The sequence below is a fragment of the Bacillus cereus group sp. BfR-BA-01441 genome (assembly GCF_022663075.1).
In the GTDB taxonomy this organism is placed as follows: domain Bacteria; phylum Bacillota; class Bacilli; order Bacillales; family Bacillaceae_G; genus Bacillus_A; species Bacillus_A cereus.
Map to the genome: position 1 here is coordinate 59,459 of NZ_JAKUEU010000008.1, position 17,984 is coordinate 77,442.

A 17,984-nucleotide genomic window follows, 5' to 3' on the forward strand; every position below is an offset into this window, starting at 1 on the left:
TTTTGTTGTTTTTTTATTTCTTTGTCTCATTGACCCATGTAACGATGTCCTGGATGACATATGCAGGAACATTGGAAGGGACTTCGTATTCACTAGGGTGACTGAATTCCCCGTCGCCCTCCGTGAAGATGTGATTCAATTTCGGATATTCTTTGAACTGAACATTATTGCGGCTTGAAAGCCCTTCTTGCCATCTCGTAAACTCTTCTTTTACAGTTACTTGATAATCACGTGCGCCTTGCAGAATCAGTAATGGCTCTTTTCGTGATTTCGCTTCCTCAACTGGACGCCAACGAGTCACATCATACATGAAATGTGGAGAAGGATAATTATAACCAGCTGGTGGGTGATCTGGATCAAAAGTAGGATCCTTAATATAAGCGAATTGTTTTTTTAGTTCATCAATAAATTCCTTAGGTGCCCCGAGGTACTGATACTGATCAAGGAGCATGTCAGTAAAAGGACGTGCAGGGGGTGCCATTAAAATACTTCCTCTTACAAGTGATGAAGGTGCTTTGCTTAGTATACGCGGCATGGTGCCAGCTCCTTGGCTATGCCCGAGAATGAAGATATTATCTGGGTCAATGCCTTCCTGCTGCGCTGCTGATTTTGCTGCATATATGGCATCATCTGTAGTATCGCGATCTAATGTAGCAGGTTCTGCACTTATTTTAAAACCGTGTTCTAAGGAACGTTTCTCGTAACGTAGCACCGCGATACCGCTTGATGAAAGACCAGCTGCAAGGTCTCTAAAGATTTTAGCTCCCATAAATGTACTGTCACGATCTTGTGGACCAGAACCGTGAACAAGAACAACAACAGGTACTTTTTCGCCAGGTTTATGTTTTGGAACCGTTAATGTGGCTGGTAACGGGTATGTAGTATTTCCAATTACGATTTCACGTTCTTGGTAGGAATCAGGTTGGTCATAACTAGGATGTGGGATGGTATAAGATTTCTGTGGCGTCGTCCTTACGCCAACTTCATCAATTTTGCCGCCAGGCGTAAATTTAAGGAGTAGTGAAATAGTAGTTCCTTCGATAGCCCCTGGAATTTCAACCGTTTGATGGACTAAGTTTCGTTCTTTAATAACAGGTTTCCCCATGCTTGTAATCATACTCCCGCCACTTTGTGTCCACCAGCTTTGTAATATGTTTGCCGTAAACTTGGATTGAAAAGCAGCAGACGTTAACTGAAGTGCCTCTGCATATTTACCTTGCTGGAGATATTTAAAAAATAAAGTCGTACGCTCCGTTAAAGAGATTGGTTTCTTTTCTGCAGTTTGTGCCTCTTGTGTATCCGCATGAATCGTTGTTGTAAACGGAAAAGAAGAAACACCTAAAGAAAAGAGTAAGGTAAAAGAAAGTGCTGATTTTTGTAACTTCTTTTTTTTCATCCTGTTTAACCTCCAAATGTATAATGGTATGAAATGAGAATGGTAATTAGTGGAATGTTTTCCCTATTGGGGTTTCGTTACATGTATGGGGGAATCCTGCATATATATCATAAAAAGTCCGTTTGAAAGAATAGAGGAGTTAAGCAATGGATTTATACATAAATCTTTGTTCAATCATAGAAATTAATAGTTTTTCAAACACTGATTCCAATCTCGTTATGATGTAAGGGAAGAAAAACAAGAAGAGAGGGAGGCATACGATGAAGAAATTTTTATGGTTCATTTCTACATTGTGCATGATTTTAGGATTGGTAACAGGGGGTAGTAGCTCCGTTACAAGAAATGTAGCGGAGAAAGACCAGCAGAAAGGAAGCGAGACAAAACAAAATAAAACTGAACAGGATAGTTATGAGGCAGCGTCCGTACCTGTAAAAAAAGAAGAGTATATGGATAAAATGAAGCATCCAGAATTGGTAGAGCAGGCGATAAAGCCAGTATCTGGGGAGAGTAAGAAACAAAACGATAATAGAATCATCAAAGCTAAGATACTGAAACATATCAATGGTGATACGTTTCGCGTGAAGTTAGCAAACGGTAAGGTAGAAGATGTGAGATTTATGTATTGATACATCTGAAGTACATCATCCAAGACTAGGACTCCAACCGTTTGGATTAGAAGGAGCAGCATTTACCGCTAAGTATGCGACAGTGGGAAAAGAAGTAGAGTTAGAAATGGATGTAGGGGAACGTGATAAGTTTAAAAGATTAGTGGCCTACGTATGGGTCAATGGACAACTCTTAAATCGAATGCTTGTGGAAAGGGGATTAGCGCGAGTTTCCTATATTTATCAGCCCAATACGAAGTATGTAGATTATTTAGAGAAGACACAAAATAAGACACAAAAAGAAAAACGTGGCATATGGAGTGTGGAGGATTATGCTACATCAAAAGGGTTACAACTGAAAAAGTAACGTTTCCTATTAAAAATAGGAAACGTTTTTTATATTGTGGTGTACTCGAACAGGCTAGAGCGACTATAGTGATGTAATTATGTTGTCTGTATAATACTATGATATCATGCTTTTACAGATACAAAAAAAGGAGCTGTTAGTAAAGCTAACTGCTCCAGATCAAGGAATCTCCAAGGGGAAAGGAGAAAGACTAAGGACTTTAAATGAGTTTTGGCTAATGCCTATCCCTATTATTGACGGAATAATAAGTTTTATTCAATCGTAACGAAAGTAATGTGTAAGTATGTTACAAGAATAGTCCAATACCTATCCATGCAACTCCTAATATAGACAATGATTCAATAATAATTAAACGTTTAGCCTTATCTTGTTTTGGCGTAGTTAGCTTCCTAATTAGGGAGAATAGTCCACTTATTCCACACAAAGTAAGAGCTAATAGTAGTAAAGTACTTGTCATCCTGATCACTCCTAGTATATGGATATTCTTATTGTATACCAAGCTGCAGACTATAAAAATAGTAATGTTATCGTATCTTTTCTATGAAGTATGTAAAGTGTGACGTAAATCTTCAATGGATAGAGATCGTGTAAAGTAACTTTCAGTATTAGAAGTATGAATATTGCGTGAAAGGAATGCAGACTGTTGAAAATATAAAAAACGTATAGTACAATAAGGGTGTAAGCTAGATTATAACGAACAAGAAGTCGGGTGGTTCTGATTCTCGTTCTATTGATAGGTCGTAAGCTTTTTGAAAAGTCTTGGTTTGGTCACCAAGGCTTTTTTTCGTACGCAGACAGGAATAAAAGCACTGCATGTCGCAATACTATATAGAGTAGTAATCTGGGTTTCAACGTCTTTGCACTTCAAAATGATACTGCATTGGTCGTGTGCAATGAAAGTATGGTCAGTACTTCACCTTGGAACCCAATCATAACTACAAACTGGTCTTAGTGTCGCTACTTATAGCGGCACTTTTTTTATTTAAGAAGATGTCTTACATATTCAGTTATATCCTTACCTATTTCACTTTTGGTGAAAAAGTAATGTATATTTCTAAGGAAACTGAATGCTGTAACGATTGTGCCAAAAGAAAAAAGACGCTTACGTTTCTTTTCTCTCTCTGAACGTTTACGGGCGGTTCTAGTATTCTCCACGTTCTATTGTCACCTCCTCTAAAAAGAGAAGGGCAAAGACGGCACGTATTCAGTGTTTGACAAATCTCTACAAGAACTTATTTTCTGGTATGGAACATTCGAATATGTAGGATCAATTTCGAGTAAGCTGTTTGAAGAAACGTATAAAGGTTATATGTACTGATTCTCTTTTACTAGATAAATAGTATCAGTGGATTTACGATTTTTTTCATGTTGTAATTAAGATAAGTTAATGGAATACTATGATGAAATTTAGTGGGATAAAGGGCATAAGTGAATGGAGGGAATTGAGTGGTTCATAACATAATAGATTCAAACTATGAGAAATCGAAGGAAATGATTGGAAGGATATACATATATACACATCACAGTCCATTGTGTGCCGATACCAAGCATGGGGCCCTAATTCGGAAACGGAAACAAAAGAATTTGTAAACCAAGTTCTTCAAGATGCAAGTAAGTTCCCGAAAAGTCGATTTTCTTTTGCATTGGTTGAATTGGAGTACGAAAGAGTGGTAGGGGCAGGTGCGATTACGATTCGAGATTTTACTAATAAGGAGGGAGAAATAGGGTATAACATAAATCCAGATTATTGGGGAAAGGGACTTGCAACGGGAGTAGCAAGGTTGCTGATTACATTTGGATTTGAGGAATTAAATCTTCATCGTATTATCATGATGAGTGCGAATACTGATGTACGGATTTGCACTTACATGAAGCAGAAAGCACACAGAATGTGGTTACACCGAGTGGTAAAGTAGGGGGGAATGTGACTTGAAAAACGGCTATATAAAGGGATTTATAATAAATTACTTTTAATCAGTTTACATAACATATCTAATAGAGGTTTATAAAAAACAAGTGAATAAATCTCAAAATGAAAAGAATATTTATATCATTGAGACGGAAAGAGAAATTTAGTAGTTATATTTTGAAATTTGCATTTAAATAATATTTAGCAGAATGCTTAGCTAAACCGTCTATAATAAAAAGAATTAAAGGAAATGCTCTATTTCGACATCACAACAATTTAATTTTGTAAAATACATTATCTATTTAGTCTTAAGGAGTTAAAGTAAACTGTTTCGCATTGAAATGTTATATATTGGATATGTTCTATAAGCAATCATTTATAATATTAATATGTATAGCTGAATGTACCAGAAACTAAAAGATATTTATACTGATGAAAGGTAAGGTATATGATGCCTTTATAAAAGCGTGGAAAAATAATCATAAACAACTTCGCACGAAATACCAATTTTACGAACAATAAGATGTATAAATAAAAATCTAATACAGTATTTAGGGATTTCGAGCTCGTTAGCATGCATCTCCGCATATTGGTATGTGTCTATATGATTCCTATTTTATATAGAAATTATCAAATGCTAAATTACTAATTGCAAAATTTTATAGTAAATTACATTTAAATTTATAAAAGTTTTTCTTATGTTGATCTATTTAACTCCTTATAATCATGATTAAATTAACCAATTCATGCTAGATAACGAATTTTAAACTGTTTTCATATATTGATTTTTTGTATGAATCTATATATAAAAATCGTTTTATTTTACATACATTTATATGTAGTTTTTGCACTAATTTTTATGTTCTTATACAAATTTATCATTTAGCTAGCTATAATTTTCATTTGACTAACTACACATACCATTCAGTTTTGATCATATTTTAGTATTCCATAATTTAATTATGTAAATAAGTTTGTGTAAAAATTGAATTTAATGCGAACTTGTGTTCGCTCTTCTTTTCTGCTATATTATATATGAGGTGATTTTTATGGACTACAGCAAGCAACGTCAAAAAACCGTACATCGTAAAAAATTATACGAAAATCTAAATGAAATGCCTTTTTACATAGAAGAATTTGTGGAGTACAAAGAATTGCACGATGCCTCTCCCTCCACTCTACTGAATTATGTATATGATTTTAGGGTCTTCTTTAATTGGCTATTATCCGAACAAATCATTGAATTAAAGCCAATTAAAGACATATCCTTCTCTGATTTAGAGAATTTAAAGAAAAAAGATGTTGAGAACTTCATGAGGTTTCTAAAACTGCAACAAAACATGCAAAATTCCTCTGTTAACAGAAAAATTTCGGCCTTAAAATCTTTATTTAAGTACCTTACCTCCCTATCAGAAAATGAAGATGGAGAATGCTATTTTTATAGAAATGTAATGGCTAAGATCGAAATACATAAAGATAAAGAAACATTAAATGCCCGTGCAAAACGTATGAGATCTAAAATATTTCATAATGATGACGATCAAGAGTTTTTAAATTACGTTAAGTATGAGCATGAAAAATCTTTAACGAAACATCAGTTGTTCTATTTCCTCAGAGATAAAGATCGCGATGTGGCAATCCTCTCCCTTTTTCTTGGTAGTGGTATTCGTGTAAGTGAATTGGCTGATCTTCGTATGGAAGATATAAACTTAAAAGAAAGGCTAATTGATGTAATCCGAAAAGGAAACAAAGAAGATTCTGTATGGATTACTCCAATCGCATTGAACGATCTAGAAAAGTATATGGAAATTAGAGATAACAAATACGCTCCAGGGAAAGAATTAAAAAATGTGTTTTTATCAAAATATAAACATACTGCACAACCTCTTTCGGTTAGAGCTATCCAGGATATAGTAGAAAAATATACTAAGGCCTATGGTAAAAAAATGTCTCCTCATAAATTAAGACACACATTGGCAAATAAATTATACATGGAAGAAAAAGATTCGTTACAAGTAATGCAACAACTTGGGCATACCAGTCAAGATACAGCTTTGCTATATACACAACTTGGGGAAACAACTATTAAAGATAGTTTAGGCAGAATAGGAAAGAATAAGGAATAAAAGTTCAGCAATTTTGCATTGTTGAACTTTTATTCCTTTACATATTACATTGGTTTAAACGCTATTTTTTATTCGTTTTAAATTTGATTTTATTATGTAAAAAATACATAATTTAAATCCTTCTATAATTTGTATATAAAGACTCTCTCTTGATGAATATAAATGAAAATTTTAGATTCCTACAATTGTTGGTTACATTAAACATTCTAATACATATCTCTCCTTTTCTTAACTGTAGAAAAACATGAAACTGGATACTTTTTAGACAAGAAAGTGGATCCTTCTGTTTTTATAATTATTCTTGGACAAAAAATGAAACCAACTTATTAATGGTTTCATTTTAACAACGAACTAGAATAACTAATTTGTTTTATTTATATTAAATTTTAAATATATTTCTTAACTAAATAGCGAAGGAGCAACCAGTTTTGTTGAATTATTTTGAGAAGAATTATAAAAATTAGCCAGATGAACCTTTGGCCTCTCTAACCACTTTACAAACAAACCTCGCTAATGTATTATGCATTGAGGGGAATATTGTAAATATGACATCCATTGTTTTACGTAGTGGCATAGGGCATATTATTGGTTTATTTTTATGAACTCCATTAATGGCAATTTTCGCAAGTTTTTGTGGAGACATCATCTTGTGTTTTTTCATTTGTTTTGTTATAGCAGACTTATCAATATTTATTGCTTTTGCAGCATCAAATATTGGAGTATCAACGAAGGACGGGCAAAGCGTACTCACTTTAATACCAAACTCTTCCGCTTCATAATGAAGGGAGGTTGTTAAACCTACAATAGCATGTTTAGTTGTAGAGTAGGCCGAAGCTATTGGGGATGGACCTAGCCCTGCAGCAGATGCCGTGTTAACAATATGCCCAAACCCTTGTTTTTTCATTATTTTATATCCCATTTGAGTACCATGAATAACTCCCCATAAATTGATATCAATAATTTCTTTCCAGTTTTCTAACGACATATTATACAATTCACCGTACATAGAGATTCCAGCGTTATTAAATAGATAGTCTAGCCTTCCAAATTCTTCATATATCTCTTTGATTACATGTTCCACACAATTGTAATCAGTAACATCTAAATACGTAAACCTAGAATTTAGAACGTCTTGGTTAAGCTTTTCTTCAAATGCTTTACCTTCTCTCTCATTAATATCAGCGATAACTACAAATACATTTTGAGATGATAATTCATTGCAAATGGCTCTGCCGATCCCTGATGCACCACCTGTTACAATAGCAATCTTTTTATTTTCTCCCATTACAGTTCCTCCCATAAATTAATCTATTTTTGTGACTGAATGGTACCACTGCTATCGAATAAAAATTGATCTATCATAGATGCATATTCTTCTGCTACACACAAAGCACCATTGCTATTTAAATGAATACCATCTAAGGTCAAATGAAGACCTCGCTTACTGGATAATTGATCAATTCGAATTGGATTCTTATAAAAAAACACATCCTTCATTACTGTCATAACACTTGTGCTGATGTAGTCTGAACTGTGCACGTTAGCCAACCGTTTCTCAAAAACTGATTGCATATCCAGAAAATTAACATTTAAAAATTGACTCGAGATATTTTCAATAATATAAGACAAATCCTTTAACTCGTAATTTGATTGATTTTTCAAGTTTTCCCCCACTATTGCTGGTGAAACCGCAACAACGTACTTGGAAAAAGGAATGACCATATTCAGTATTTTGCTGAAATAATCATTAAATTCTCGATGGTCCTTTACAATTGGTTGAGCTTGCACTTTTAACAATTTTGAATAAACATCATTAGCACCAATCCAAAGGAAGATTAAATCAAAATTTGATTCCAACTCGATCTTCGATAATCGTGTATGCAAACTTTTAACCGTTTCCCCTGGTTTACCAAGATTTAAAAATGTGAGACTTGGATATTTTCGCTCTAATATGTTCACAAAGGAAACTCCTGGACGACCTTCAGTTAAACTGTCACCGATTAATCCAATCTTCATTTTCATTTCCCCCTTTTTTTATGGATCTTAAAAAGATTGTAATCGCTTGGTTAAACAGCTGTTCTAGTGTTTTCAGCTCATGCGTATTCGTGAGCTGACATAATCCCCCAAGCCAAGTTCCTAGCAACATAGTCCATTCGTCTAGATTACCATCTTTGAACTCCTTTTTTTCTACTCCCTCTTTTAAAATTGTTCGATAAGTATTCATTGGTACAATTGTTAAATCGAATAATTTCTGGACCGATATAGGGCTAGATTTTGGATTTGAAGCGAGCTCTTGACCTGATTTTAATAAAGGCGTTTGGTAATTATAAAGGACATGAATTGCGATACCGTATAGTTTTTCAGTTGCTGTTGAATACATAGATTCTTTTGCTACCCATTTTTCATACCAATTTTGCATAGTTTCTTGTGCTAAGAGAACAAATAGCTGTTCTTTGTTTTTAAAATGATAATATATATGTCCTTTACTGTAACCAGAGGATTTGGAAATATCTCCGACTGATGTTTGATTATATCCTTTTTGAGAAAACAAAAGAGATGCATGCTCCATAATTTCTTTTTTTGTAATCTCACTATCATAATGCCTTTTATTCAAATATATTCTCCTCCCTATAATTAGTACAGTTGTTCTAATTTAAATATATGTATAGGATTTAATTTTATTGCAGATTATTAAAGAAATTACACTTATATTTTAGAAAATAGGGGGAAATCCTACATGAACTTCAATTCGCATAAGCTTGTCTTTATTTGACATACTCCCCATCTATTCACCTATCTCCCTTTCAATTTCTTTTAATTCACCTGGCGATATACCTTGCGGGTAATCATTAAACCAATCCAACCAATCTGTAAGTAGCTCCTCCACAGAGGATACTCCGGATTATTCCCTTTTTCCAGCTGTAATAAATGTGTCTAAATCATTTAAAATTAGACGGATTATATATGAAGTACTAACATTTCCTATACTATGTTTCATATGTTCTCCTCCTTTTCTTTTTTCTCTTCCAATGAAATATGTTGTTATACCATTTATTTATTGTTCCTTTGTAATACTTCTCGACTTCGTAATCCGGAATCCAAATTTCACGATCATAGATTTTACTCATAACACTTTCTAAAACATCCTCATGTTCTCTTGGTTTCAATCTGCGGTTATGAACCTTAATCTTCTCTATATAAGCCCTCTCTAAGCCAAATTGATATGGTTTCACGCTTTTTTTGCTTTAGGTGAGACATTTACAACAATTGCCCTTTAGGACCTTTTGTATGGTTTTTCACTGTCTTCCCCTCGTCGCTATGGTAGATTTATACTCATCACTTATTTTAGCCTAATAGGAAGAGGAATCCAAATTGGCAACAATATAACACAGAATTTTCTGATATTTGTTTAGAAATATTCTTAAACTACTATAATCTGTAATAATATGGATTTAACTGCTATGATAAAAACATATAGATATAAATATACAAAGGGGGAAGCTATGTGATTGTAACAAAAGGAAACGAAAAGATTACTAATTTAATGAACGATTGGTACAAAGCTATTCGCTCTCAAAAGTTATTGAAAGCAAAAAATCTAAGATCAGATGTTGAAAAACTTATCGACGAGATGGAACAAGATCAAACGCTTCTTATTTACTATTCGTTACTAGAGTTTAGGTATAATCTTTTGATAAATAATACATCAGGTTTAGTAAAACCTGGAGAACATATTGAAGAGTCTACCACATACATGCTCCATTACTACTACTATCTGTTCCATGCTATACATGCAATGAAGATTGGACAATATAGTGACGCCAAACACTTCTATCACAAAGCTGAAACACTTCTATCTCTTATTCCGGATGAATTAGAACAAGCGGAATTTAATTATCAGTATGCCCTTTTCAACTATTATCAGTTCCAACCACTAAATACAATAACATACAGTAATAAAGCGAAAGAAATCTATTCTAAGGAAGTTGGGTATGAAATAAATGTAGCTTCATGTAATAATATTTTGGGACTTGCAAGTACTTCCCTAAAGCAATACGAGTTAGCTGAAGAGTATTTTCTTTCCGCTTTAGATATTGCAACCAAACAAGATCAAACACAACTTACTCATATGATTCGTCATAATATAGGGCTGCTATATTCAGATCAAAATATGCCTCAACTAGCAATCAATTATCTCTCCAAGGCACTAGAAGGTAGCTGCAAAACAATGTATTTGTTAGCTAAAGAACATGAGAAACTAGGCAATGTAAATGAAGCTGCTAATTATATAGATAAAGGATTGCAAATTAGTAATGCACAAAATAATAAAGAATATTATCATCATTTAACAATTCTAAATGCAAGATTACAGCATACAACTATAGATGAATACGAAAAGATTATTGTTGAAGGAATCCATTATCTCCAAGAAGAAAATTTATGGCACTTTGTCGAAATATATGCTGATGAATTAGCAAACAAGTATTATGATGAAGGTAACCACACGAAAGTAAGCGAATACTTCCGTGTGGGGTACAAGGCTAAAATTGAAATGGAGAAAAGGAGTGCTTTAAAATGATGAAAAAAATTCTAATTAGTACGGCAGGACTTTTGTTCTCTGGTTTAATGCTCGTAGCACCAATCACTTTAAGTAACACTCATGGCGAGGCAATGATTGCAGTACAAAAGCAGGAAATTATACAATATACTACCCATGGTGAAGGAATGTAATAACTGCAGAAATCCTCCCTACAATTAATACACTATTATTTGCAGGGAGGATTTCTTTGTATATAATATTTACTTACTTTGTGTTAATTAGGATGTAAGACTCTCTTTAATAAATCCATACAGTTAAATTTAATAATATGAAATCAAAATGGAGTTTCTTTTATAACTAGGGGGTTACTTTGTATCGCCTGCTCACTCAATCGTTTTTCCATTGATAACATGCTTTGATTCATTTCTTGCACCATAACGCTGTACTGTTTCTGTAATTGCTGTTTTAGGACCGTCAATTACTATTGTTTTAAAAACTGTAGGCTTTGAATAATCATCTGAATGTGGGACGTATCTGCCCACAATATAAAGTATTCATATTTTCTTCCAGATAAATGAATTGGAGTTGGATAAGTAACAATTATAGCCGCTTGTTTCATCATTTCATGCGGCTGATCAGATGATGGCAAAATTAGACGTGCTGATTGCCCTTGGACATTTATATTTTTTATAGAAGGTTGAGAACCATAGGGCCTTATTTGGTGAAATGCTTCTTGGTGGGTGATTTGATCAAGCGATAAGCTATTATCAGAGAGGAGTGATATTTGAAAAAATTCCATTTGAAATCCATAACGCTCCTCATAACCAGCCATTTTCATCCAATATTCAGGATAATAAAATTTTATATTGTAATCAGAGTTTAAATAGAGTTTTTGGCGTGACGGTGATGGACGGATAAACCAATAAGGATAAAAATAATAAGGCATTATTGTTCTTCCTCCAAGCTTAAAATAAATAAACTTCTTATTTTAGTACTCTGTTTCCTTTCAATCCTTTACTGTAGAAATCCACATCAGCACTTAAGTTACATAAGGATTATAGGTATATCCTTCATTTAAGGAATAAAAATTTCTAAATGAAGTGGAAGTATATCGTGGTTACCTAGGGGAGGTACCTTCAGCGAATTTCATCACAGCTACATAAATATCAGAGATCTTATACCAAGTACCAGAATCTACGCTACCTGTCTGAGGTAATTTGAAAATAGATTGGAATTTTTTAACAGCCTTTTCAGTTGCAGGTCCAAATGAGCCGTCAACTGTAATTTCCCCTATTTCCGGATAATTTTGTGCTATTTTATTTATATACTGTTGGAGAGCATTTACATATTTTCCTGTAGAACCAATTTGTAGATTTTGACCTGGAAACGATTCTAGATCACCTTCCGCTATTGGAGCATTAAACAAATTAATTTTCGACCCATAATAATGCTGCAAAATTTGCATATCATTTTTTCCTAAATCAGCAAGTTTTTTACTTCCCCATTGTGATAACCAGTTTGGGCATGTCACCCTTTTCCCATCACAATATTGAGCCAGAAATGGTATAAATGGTGATGAATCAGAAGTGCTAATATATCTGTCAAATATATTGTTAACTGCATTGCTAATGGTCGAAAAGATAGTTGCGTTATGAGTATATTTATGGTCAAATGCAGTGGAGGACGTGATTGTAAAGTTCCTTCCTTTCCCTCTATAAAACTCCGTATATACACGGTTTAACGTAAATGAAACGATGCAATGGACATTGGATTTAATACACTCAATAGGCCAGCCAGGGTAGATTTCACTACATGCTACATTTGTAATATAATTTTTAAAATCCACTCGATAATTAGGTGCAGAATTGTTATTTGGATGTCCATCATGAACAATAATATGGCTAGGAATTTTGGGTATACCTAATAAATGATACGCATGCGGAACCATTTCTTGTATTACTTCCTTTTGAATTTGTTCCTCAGATAATTTTGGCACTTTACCTAACAACGCATGATCTGAAATGGTAATTTCCTGTATTTGACGATTTCTGGTTTGACCCAACTCAGTAAGTTGAACAGGCTGTGTAGACTCAATGTCTGCAAAAATTTGAACCCCTTTAATTTCTGAAGTGACATGTCCTTCAGATTCAACTTTCACATTGTACTTAGCATATGGAATAACACCAACAGGAGATAAGGAAAGACTTTTTTTAGGAGCTGGTAATTTTATTGTTTGTGTTTGACCAGATTTATCCGTTTGTAGTGTAGTAATCACATCTCCGTTTACATCCATAACAGAAACTTTTGCCCCAGTAATCGGTTTCGCTTGCTCTCCTACAAATGAAAATACATTTAATGTACCAGTAGTCTGCCTATCAAATACATTATATTCATTGTACATATAATCATCACCCATATATTTTTATGTCATATGTGATATAGTCCTCAAGACTTATTCATATTAGTTAAATATTAGCAACACCTTCCCCTAAAAAATAGATACTATCTTTGGATATTTCTATGAATATTTACTTTATGTGTATACGCACTTGCCCACAATATATAAGCCTGATTTTTAAAAAATAAGCCCCTCTATAGGACTAAATTGCTTTAGCAATCTCAACAAGTATTTCCATAAACAACGGTATCATTTGAATAACTATATAACCAATCCCGGGTTGACTTATTAGCAAGAATCCTCGTTCCTGACTACCAACCATAATAAACAAACCATCGTAAATGCTACAACGGATATAATTGAACTGATATATAATACATTCCTATAAATAAAAAAGCCCTATACACACAGGACTTTTTTATAGCCTCATTAGTAAAAAAATACAAATTCTTCAAACCCGTATATATTTATCTTACTTCAAGGAGTGCTCTTTCTTTTTTTCATTCTGAAAGCACTCTTTCTTATTCGTTCTAAATGTGCTTTCTTCTGTTCTTCATATCGTAATGTTACACAAGTCATTACTACGGAGAACAAAAAAGCTACATACACTACTATAACTGCCGTAAAATAAATGTAATCAATAAATATTAGATTATTATAATCAACAAATAGGAATGCAGGTATCAAAATAATTATTAGCGATTTATAACTCTCAGAAAATACTTTTTTAAAAGCACGAATCACTCATCGCACCTCCCTTTTATTCTCTTATTATACAGTTTTTATATTTATTTCTATATCGTTTTATATTATTTTAGAGATTTTTATAATTAATTGCATAAACAATGAAATCATTTGAACAACTATATAGCCGTTCCCTGCCCTTAAAATAAGAGAAAAGCCCCGTTCCTGGCTACCAACCATAATGAACAGCCCACCGCATAACTCTACAACGGATACTATAGAATAGGACACTGCTTTAATCAAGAATATAACTGATTCAAAAGCATTTACAATACGATTGTATAACTGGCCATCTATATAATTTTTTTATTGCTCCGTCATTGGACTGTACATCTTTAAATACTTCATTCACGTCTGAGTTATTATCGTCAGCAAATACATGAGGAATATCTTTGAAGTCCCCCCACTTTCTCTTCGTTTAGAAGTGGGGAATTCCTAAGTAAAGAGTTCTATCGAACTCTAATTGGTAAGAACTTGTTTTCGGAAGTTCTTGTACTTCTGTTTCGACTAACAATGACACAAAATATTTGCCAGAAGGGTTACGTCTAACCGTAGCATTTACAATACGCCCCTCTACTTCGCGACTTTTGGCAAATCGAACAAGGCCTAGTTTTGGCAATTTTATTTTGTTTTCTACAACGGCAATGTTTTCATTTGTTTGTTTTGTGGTATAAGATTGTACGTTGTTCTTCTTAGATTTAAAGCGCGGTGCGCTGTTTTGTTTTTTGAAAAAGCGTGTATACGCATCCGCAAGGTTGCGAACAGACGACTGAATCGCAATACTATCCACTTCTTTTAGCCAAACAAACTCTTTCTTCATGGCAGGAAGTTTGGCAGAGCATGTACCATACGTTAAACCTTTCCCAGTTTCTTTGTATGCGTGTCCCATAGGGATAGGAAATGATTGAATACAAAGCAAGAACAACCTATCGTTTTGTTAATTAGAATTGCTTGTGCTTGATTTTGATAGATACGAAACTTATAGGCTTTATTAATTATCATTTGATTCACCTCCATTTCAGTATATGACCATCATATACCAAACGTATATTCGATAGATAGTGAAGTAACACTTTATGTATGTCGAACAATTAAGATGGCTTCTTGCCATCCCTTGTTCAAAGCCAATTCATCTCCCACCTACTCACTTCGCGTTCCTTGAGGAAGGAGACTTCTTGGCTAAAATGATAAATGCAATCTTTGCACCAGAACCGCTTAATACAAGTTGCTTGTTAAGACATGGAAGATGCTCGAGTTAGAGAGACAATGCACGGTAATTTTAATTTGTTCTTAGCAAAATCAGAAAACTACTTCTGATTTCTTCTAATAGGATTCATACTTGGATTAAATACAATACCCTAAAACTACTCATTTTTTATTTTTGACATAAAAATAATATCATAATTCACAGCAGAGTAACGTGAAAAAAGTGCCATTACGGCTTACCGTTGTGTACCTGGGTTACGGTGTCGGACGTAGATCGGATATGGTACAATTTTGGAAGAATAATCCAGCGAGAATAAGCACATGTTAAATATGTTAGCAACCTATGAACAGAAGGAGGAGAGTCATGCCAAACATTGACGAAAGATTGCTACCAATGGGGACGAACCGGCCGGGAACGCCCTTGCAAGCTGAAGGTCTGATCATCCATAGCACCGCCACTCCTGGCGCTTCGGCCGAGGATGAAGCCCAGTACTTTTCCACTGGCAACAGGCGCGCCAGCGCCCACTACTTTGTTGATTGGGACAGCATTGTACGAACGATCCCGGAATCAGAGGTGGCCTGGCACGCAGGACCGCAAGCAAACGGGCGTTTCCTCTCCATTGAGATGTGCGAGCCCAAGCGGAACACCCCGGAGGCGGATGAAGAGTTTGCACATGTCTGGGGGGCGACGGTCGATCTGGCCGCCGATATTTGCCGGCGGTATGGCTGGTCCACGGACGTCATTCACTCGCACAAATGGGTGACTGAGACATTGGGGGGAACCGATCACAAGGATCCGGACAGTTACCTGGCGGAGTATAACCGCACGTGGGACGAGCTCGTGGCAGACATAGCGGGAGTCCTCTCGATGTGACGACCTACCCGAGGGACCGATCGCACAAACGTTCCGGATTTACCTTTGGGACAGCGGCAGTAAATACTGAGCAGCATCAGAGCTTATAGCGGAGAGAAATCCATTTTGATAAATCTTTTTTTCAAAATGGATTCTTTTTATTTATCGTAAAACTTGGGATTACGAGGTACTTTTGATCAAACTTTATTTCAAAGCTACATTAACGGCTAGACAATTACTCTATTATTATAGATAAACTTTTTATTTATTTCTTTATCTGGTTCTAGCAGCTGCATCTAGATTCTAAATGCTTCGAAGTCTTTTCTTTGTTCCTTTATTATTAGATTTTCTAAACAAATCACTAAAAAGAACCTCCATTCTTTCAATGACATCATCTTTTGCACGTATAGTGAACACAAGGGCGAATGAGACAAGTATCGCTATACATCTTTCATCGTTCATACGTTCTATGATTTGGGCAGTTCTGTTGCAAAATTTCTTTACAGATAAAAATTTAGGGTGGATGCGATTAGATCTCATGTAATTGTGAGTAACTTTTGCAATTCAGTGTACATTGAAAAACCGCAGTTTGATTGTGAACTGCGGTTTTGTTTATATAAAGCATGAACCGTTTCAATTCCTTTCAAGTTTTTTTCATCGCTGTATCGCTAACAACACATATAACATACCGCTCAGGGAGTATGAGTAGCTTAAATTTATATATTTGAGATGACAGATATTTTTGTCGAAACAGCGAGGATACTAACCTAATGTGGCGGTCTTTTAGCTCCGGTAGAACCTCCAAGATGAGCAACAGCAGGGTGCGGGAGTCCCAACTTGTAGTTGAGGAGGATGCATCTCGACGGCCTCCTCGCGGCTGGACGGTGGAGCAGCACCTGCGCAATGCTCCCTCTCACCATCGGAAGCCTTCTCAACAAGGAGCTGTGCACAAGCTGTTCCGAATTACAAGTACACCCCTAAAAAGCCGTCAAATGTACCAAAGCGGGTGTCAGCGTCTCGACGAATTCGGCGCTGTATGAGAAACAGAACAACATCTGGCCACTGTTTTCTCCGCGTCGTCAACCCCGTAGACATCAGGCGCTCCTCCTTTGGTTCCGACCATGCTAGAGGCCTCCTTAAGATTTCAGGTCTTGAATAGGGATGAGAATATGGGGACACCAAATATTGGCGATGAAACAAGTCTATCCCTCCTTGGATCTTGCTCTATAACAGGAAAATATTTTATTTAACGGTTTATGTTCCTGAATCTTGTCTATACATAATTGTGCCGTTACCTAATAATAATTACTTACCAATTTAAATTTGTTTTCATATGTAATAGAAAAATTTAATTCATCTTTACTAAATAGAAAGCCATCCTTAAGTTACCAATAATATAATAGGAATATTAAAAAGGAAAATACACTCTTAAAATATCTAAATACATTTTCCTTTTTATTTAAATTAGAGAATTGTCGTATTAATAGTATTTAAAGTCTCCAACTATTTTCTTTGTTCGTTCGTTCACAACAATTAAACCAGCGGATTCTTCTTATGTCAATCCCGTTCTCCACCCAATGAATGCCATCCCAACGGTATCCATTTACTAAAAAATTTTCAATAAAAATCGGATAGTACCAAAAGTCCGTACCATCAGTTAATGTAACGTAGGTCCGTCTGCAAAGGCAGCAGTCCATTTTCATCCCTCCCTTTTTTTCATTTGTTCCCTCTAATTTATTCAATTTGTCTATATGAGTGATTGCTCTATTGATAATGTGCTAGTTCGCTTGTTTCTCTTGCTGAGGTCATTTTAAAACTTTTTCCTTACTAAAAAATTTAT

15 protein-coding genes and 6 pseudogenes are annotated in these 17,984 nt (G+C 34.8%); 7 read left to right on the plus strand and 14 right to left on the minus strand.

Annotation, left to right across the window (positions count from 1 at the left end):
- Positions 1-13: 13 nt before the first annotated feature.
- Complete coding sequence (locus MR107_RS05865) at positions 14-1,396, minus strand: alpha/beta hydrolase family protein (protein ID WP_242292146.1); 1,383 nt, start codon at positions 1,394-1,396, stop codon at positions 14-16.
- A 260-nt stretch (positions 1,397-1,656) separates the two neighbouring features.
- On the opposite strand from MR107_RS05865, the gene MR107_RS05870 reads away from it, so the two are divergent.
- Both MR107_RS05870 and MR107_RS05875 read left to right on the plus strand, forming a co-directional pair.
- Positions 1,657-2,022, plus strand: a complete 366-nt coding sequence (locus MR107_RS05870) for a hypothetical protein (RefSeq protein WP_242292147.1) — start codon at positions 1,657-1,659, stop codon at positions 2,020-2,022.
- A complete protein-coding gene (locus MR107_RS05875; RefSeq protein ID WP_242292178.1) occupies positions 2,018-2,368 on the plus strand; it encodes a thermonuclease family protein in 351 nt (116 codons plus the stop codon). Before MR107_RS05870 ends, MR107_RS05875 begins: the two co-directional genes overlap by 5 nt.
- A gap of 286 nt (positions 2,369-2,654) precedes the next feature.
- Here MR107_RS05875 and MR107_RS05880 read toward each other — a convergent pair whose 3' ends face one another.
- Positions 2,655-2,825 (minus strand): hypothetical protein, encoded by a 171-nt coding sequence (locus MR107_RS05880; protein WP_166695909.1) that lies wholly within the window; start codon positions 2,823-2,825, stop codon positions 2,655-2,657.
- Between the two features lie 1,075 nt (positions 2,826-3,900).
- Between MR107_RS05880 and MR107_RS05885 the strand changes: the two genes are divergently transcribed.
- Both MR107_RS05885 and xerS read left to right on the plus strand, forming a co-directional pair.
- A complete protein-coding gene (locus tag MR107_RS05885) occupies positions 3,901-4,284 on the plus strand; it encodes a GNAT family N-acetyltransferase (RefSeq protein WP_242292148.1) in 384 nt (127 codons plus the stop codon).
- A gap of 1,042 nt (positions 4,285-5,326) precedes the next feature.
- On the plus strand, positions 5,327-6,403 hold the full coding sequence (gene xerS, locus MR107_RS05890; RefSeq protein WP_242292149.1) for a tyrosine recombinase XerS: 1,077 nt from the start codon (positions 5,327-5,329) through the stop codon (positions 6,401-6,403).
- A 460-nt stretch (positions 6,404-6,863) separates the two neighbouring features.
- Here the strand turns inward: xerS and MR107_RS05895 are convergent, their stop codons facing one another.
- The 5 genes and pseudogenes from MR107_RS05895 to MR107_RS05910 form a co-directional block, all read right to left on the minus strand.
- The gene (locus MR107_RS05895) at positions 6,864-7,688 is read right to left on the minus strand and encodes an SDR family NAD(P)-dependent oxidoreductase (protein WP_242292150.1); all 825 of its coding nucleotides are present in this window, start codon (positions 7,686-7,688) and stop codon (positions 6,864-6,866) included.
- A 23-nt stretch (positions 7,689-7,711) separates the two neighbouring features.
- Positions 7,712-8,419, minus strand: a complete 708-nt coding sequence (locus MR107_RS05900; RefSeq protein WP_242292151.1) for an SGNH/GDSL hydrolase family protein — start codon at positions 8,417-8,419, stop codon at positions 7,712-7,714.
- Complete coding sequence (locus tag MR107_RS05905) at positions 8,397-9,017, minus strand: TetR/AcrR family transcriptional regulator (RefSeq protein ID WP_242292152.1); 621 nt, start codon at positions 9,015-9,017, stop codon at positions 8,397-8,399. Before MR107_RS05905 ends, MR107_RS05900 begins: the two co-directional genes overlap by 23 nt.
- A 174-nt stretch (positions 9,018-9,191) precedes the next feature.
- Positions 9,192-9,401, minus strand: a pseudogene (locus tag MR107_RS31665) (hypothetical protein); the annotation flags it as partial.
- A pseudogene (locus tag MR107_RS05910) lies at positions 9,398-9,661 on the minus strand (transposase). The pseudogenes MR107_RS05910 and MR107_RS31665, both read right to left, overlap by 4 nt.
- A 247-nt stretch (positions 9,662-9,908) precedes the next feature.
- Between MR107_RS05910 and MR107_RS05915 the strand changes: the two are divergent.
- A complete protein-coding gene (locus tag MR107_RS05915; RefSeq protein ID WP_242292153.1) occupies positions 9,909-10,982 on the plus strand; it encodes a response regulator aspartate phosphatase in 1,074 nt (357 codons plus the stop codon).
- Entirely contained in the window at positions 10,979-11,134 is a 156-nt protein-coding gene (locus tag MR107_RS05920; protein WP_000976103.1) for a hypothetical protein, read from the plus strand. The genes MR107_RS05915 and MR107_RS05920 overlap by 4 nt, the downstream gene beginning before the upstream one ends.
- A 173-nt stretch (positions 11,135-11,307) precedes the next feature.
- Here the strand turns inward: MR107_RS05920 and MR107_RS31925 are convergent.
- The 5 genes and pseudogenes from MR107_RS31925 to MR107_RS05935 form a co-directional block, all read right to left on the minus strand.
- Positions 11,308-11,412 (minus strand): annotated as a pseudogene (locus tag MR107_RS31925) (DUF3967 domain-containing protein); the annotation flags it as partial.
- A 12-nt stretch (positions 11,413-11,424) separates the two neighbouring features.
- On the minus strand, positions 11,425-11,889 hold the full coding sequence (locus MR107_RS05925; RefSeq protein WP_242292154.1) for a peptidase M56: 465 nt from the start codon (positions 11,887-11,889) through the stop codon (positions 11,425-11,427).
- A gap of 171 nt (positions 11,890-12,060) precedes the next feature.
- Positions 12,061-13,344, minus strand: coding sequence for a peptidoglycan-binding protein (locus tag MR107_RS05930; protein ID WP_242292155.1), 1,284 nt, complete (start codon positions 13,342-13,344; stop codon positions 12,061-12,063).
- 801 nt (positions 13,345-14,145) lie between these two features.
- A pseudogene (locus MR107_RS31670) lies at positions 14,146-14,476 on the minus strand (hypothetical protein); the annotation flags it as partial.
- A 75-nt stretch (positions 14,477-14,551) separates the two neighbouring features.
- Positions 14,552-15,087, minus strand: a pseudogene (locus MR107_RS05935) (RNA-guided endonuclease TnpB family protein); the annotation flags it as partial.
- Positions 15,088-15,655: 568 nt separating this feature from the next.
- Here MR107_RS05935 and MR107_RS05940 point away from each other — a divergent pair.
- Positions 15,656-16,165 (plus strand): peptidoglycan recognition protein family protein, encoded by a 510-nt coding sequence (locus tag MR107_RS05940; RefSeq protein ID WP_242292156.1) that lies wholly within the window; start codon positions 15,656-15,658, stop codon positions 16,163-16,165.
- Between the two features lie 515 nt (positions 16,166-16,680).
- Here MR107_RS05940 and MR107_RS05945 read toward each other — a convergent pair.
- Positions 16,681-16,797: pseudogene (locus MR107_RS05945) on the minus strand (IS6 family transposase); the annotation flags it as partial.
- 837 nt (positions 16,798-17,634) lie between these two features.
- A complete protein-coding gene (locus MR107_RS05950) occupies positions 17,635-17,841 on the minus strand; it encodes a hypothetical protein (protein WP_242292157.1) in 207 nt (68 codons plus the stop codon).
- Positions 17,842-17,984: the final 143 nt, after the last annotated feature.

Bases quoted from the DNA above. Each gene is read 5' to 3' on its own strand.
- MR107_RS05865 (WP_242292146.1), bottom strand. From the start codon at position 1,396: ATGAAAAAAAAGAAGTTACAAAAATCAGCACTTTCTTTTACCTTACTC.
- MR107_RS05870 (WP_242292147.1), top strand. From the start codon at position 1,657: ATGAAGAAATTTTTATGGTTCATTTCTACATTGTGCATGATTTTAGGA.
- MR107_RS05880 (WP_166695909.1), bottom strand. From the start codon at position 2,825: ATGACAAGTACTTTACTACTATTAGCTCTTACTTTGTGTGGAATAAGT.
- xerS (WP_242292149.1), top strand. From the start codon at position 5,327: ATGGACTACAGCAAGCAACGTCAAAAAACCGTACATCGTAAAAAATTA.
- MR107_RS05895 (WP_242292150.1), bottom strand. From the start codon at position 7,688: ATGGGAGAAAATAAAAAGATTGCTATTGTAACAGGTGGTGCATCAGGG.
- MR107_RS05900 (WP_242292151.1), bottom strand. From the start codon at position 8,419: ATGAAGATTGGATTAATCGGTGACAGTTTAACTGAAGGTCGTCCAGGA.
- MR107_RS05920 (WP_000976103.1), top strand. From the start codon at position 10,979: ATGATGAAAAAAATTCTAATTAGTACGGCAGGACTTTTGTTCTCTGGT.
- MR107_RS05925 (WP_242292154.1), bottom strand. From the start codon at position 11,889: ATGCCTTATTATTTTTATCCTTATTGGTTTATCCGTCCATCACCGTCA.
- MR107_RS05930 (WP_242292155.1), bottom strand. From the start codon at position 13,344: ATGTACAATGAATATAATGTATTTGATAGGCAGACTACTGGTACATTA.
- MR107_RS05940 (WP_242292156.1), top strand. From the start codon at position 15,656: ATGCCAAACATTGACGAAAGATTGCTACCAATGGGGACGAACCGGCCG.
- MR107_RS05950 (WP_242292157.1), bottom strand. From the start codon at position 17,841: ATGGACTGCTGCCTTTGCAGACGGACCTACGTTACATTAACTGATGGT.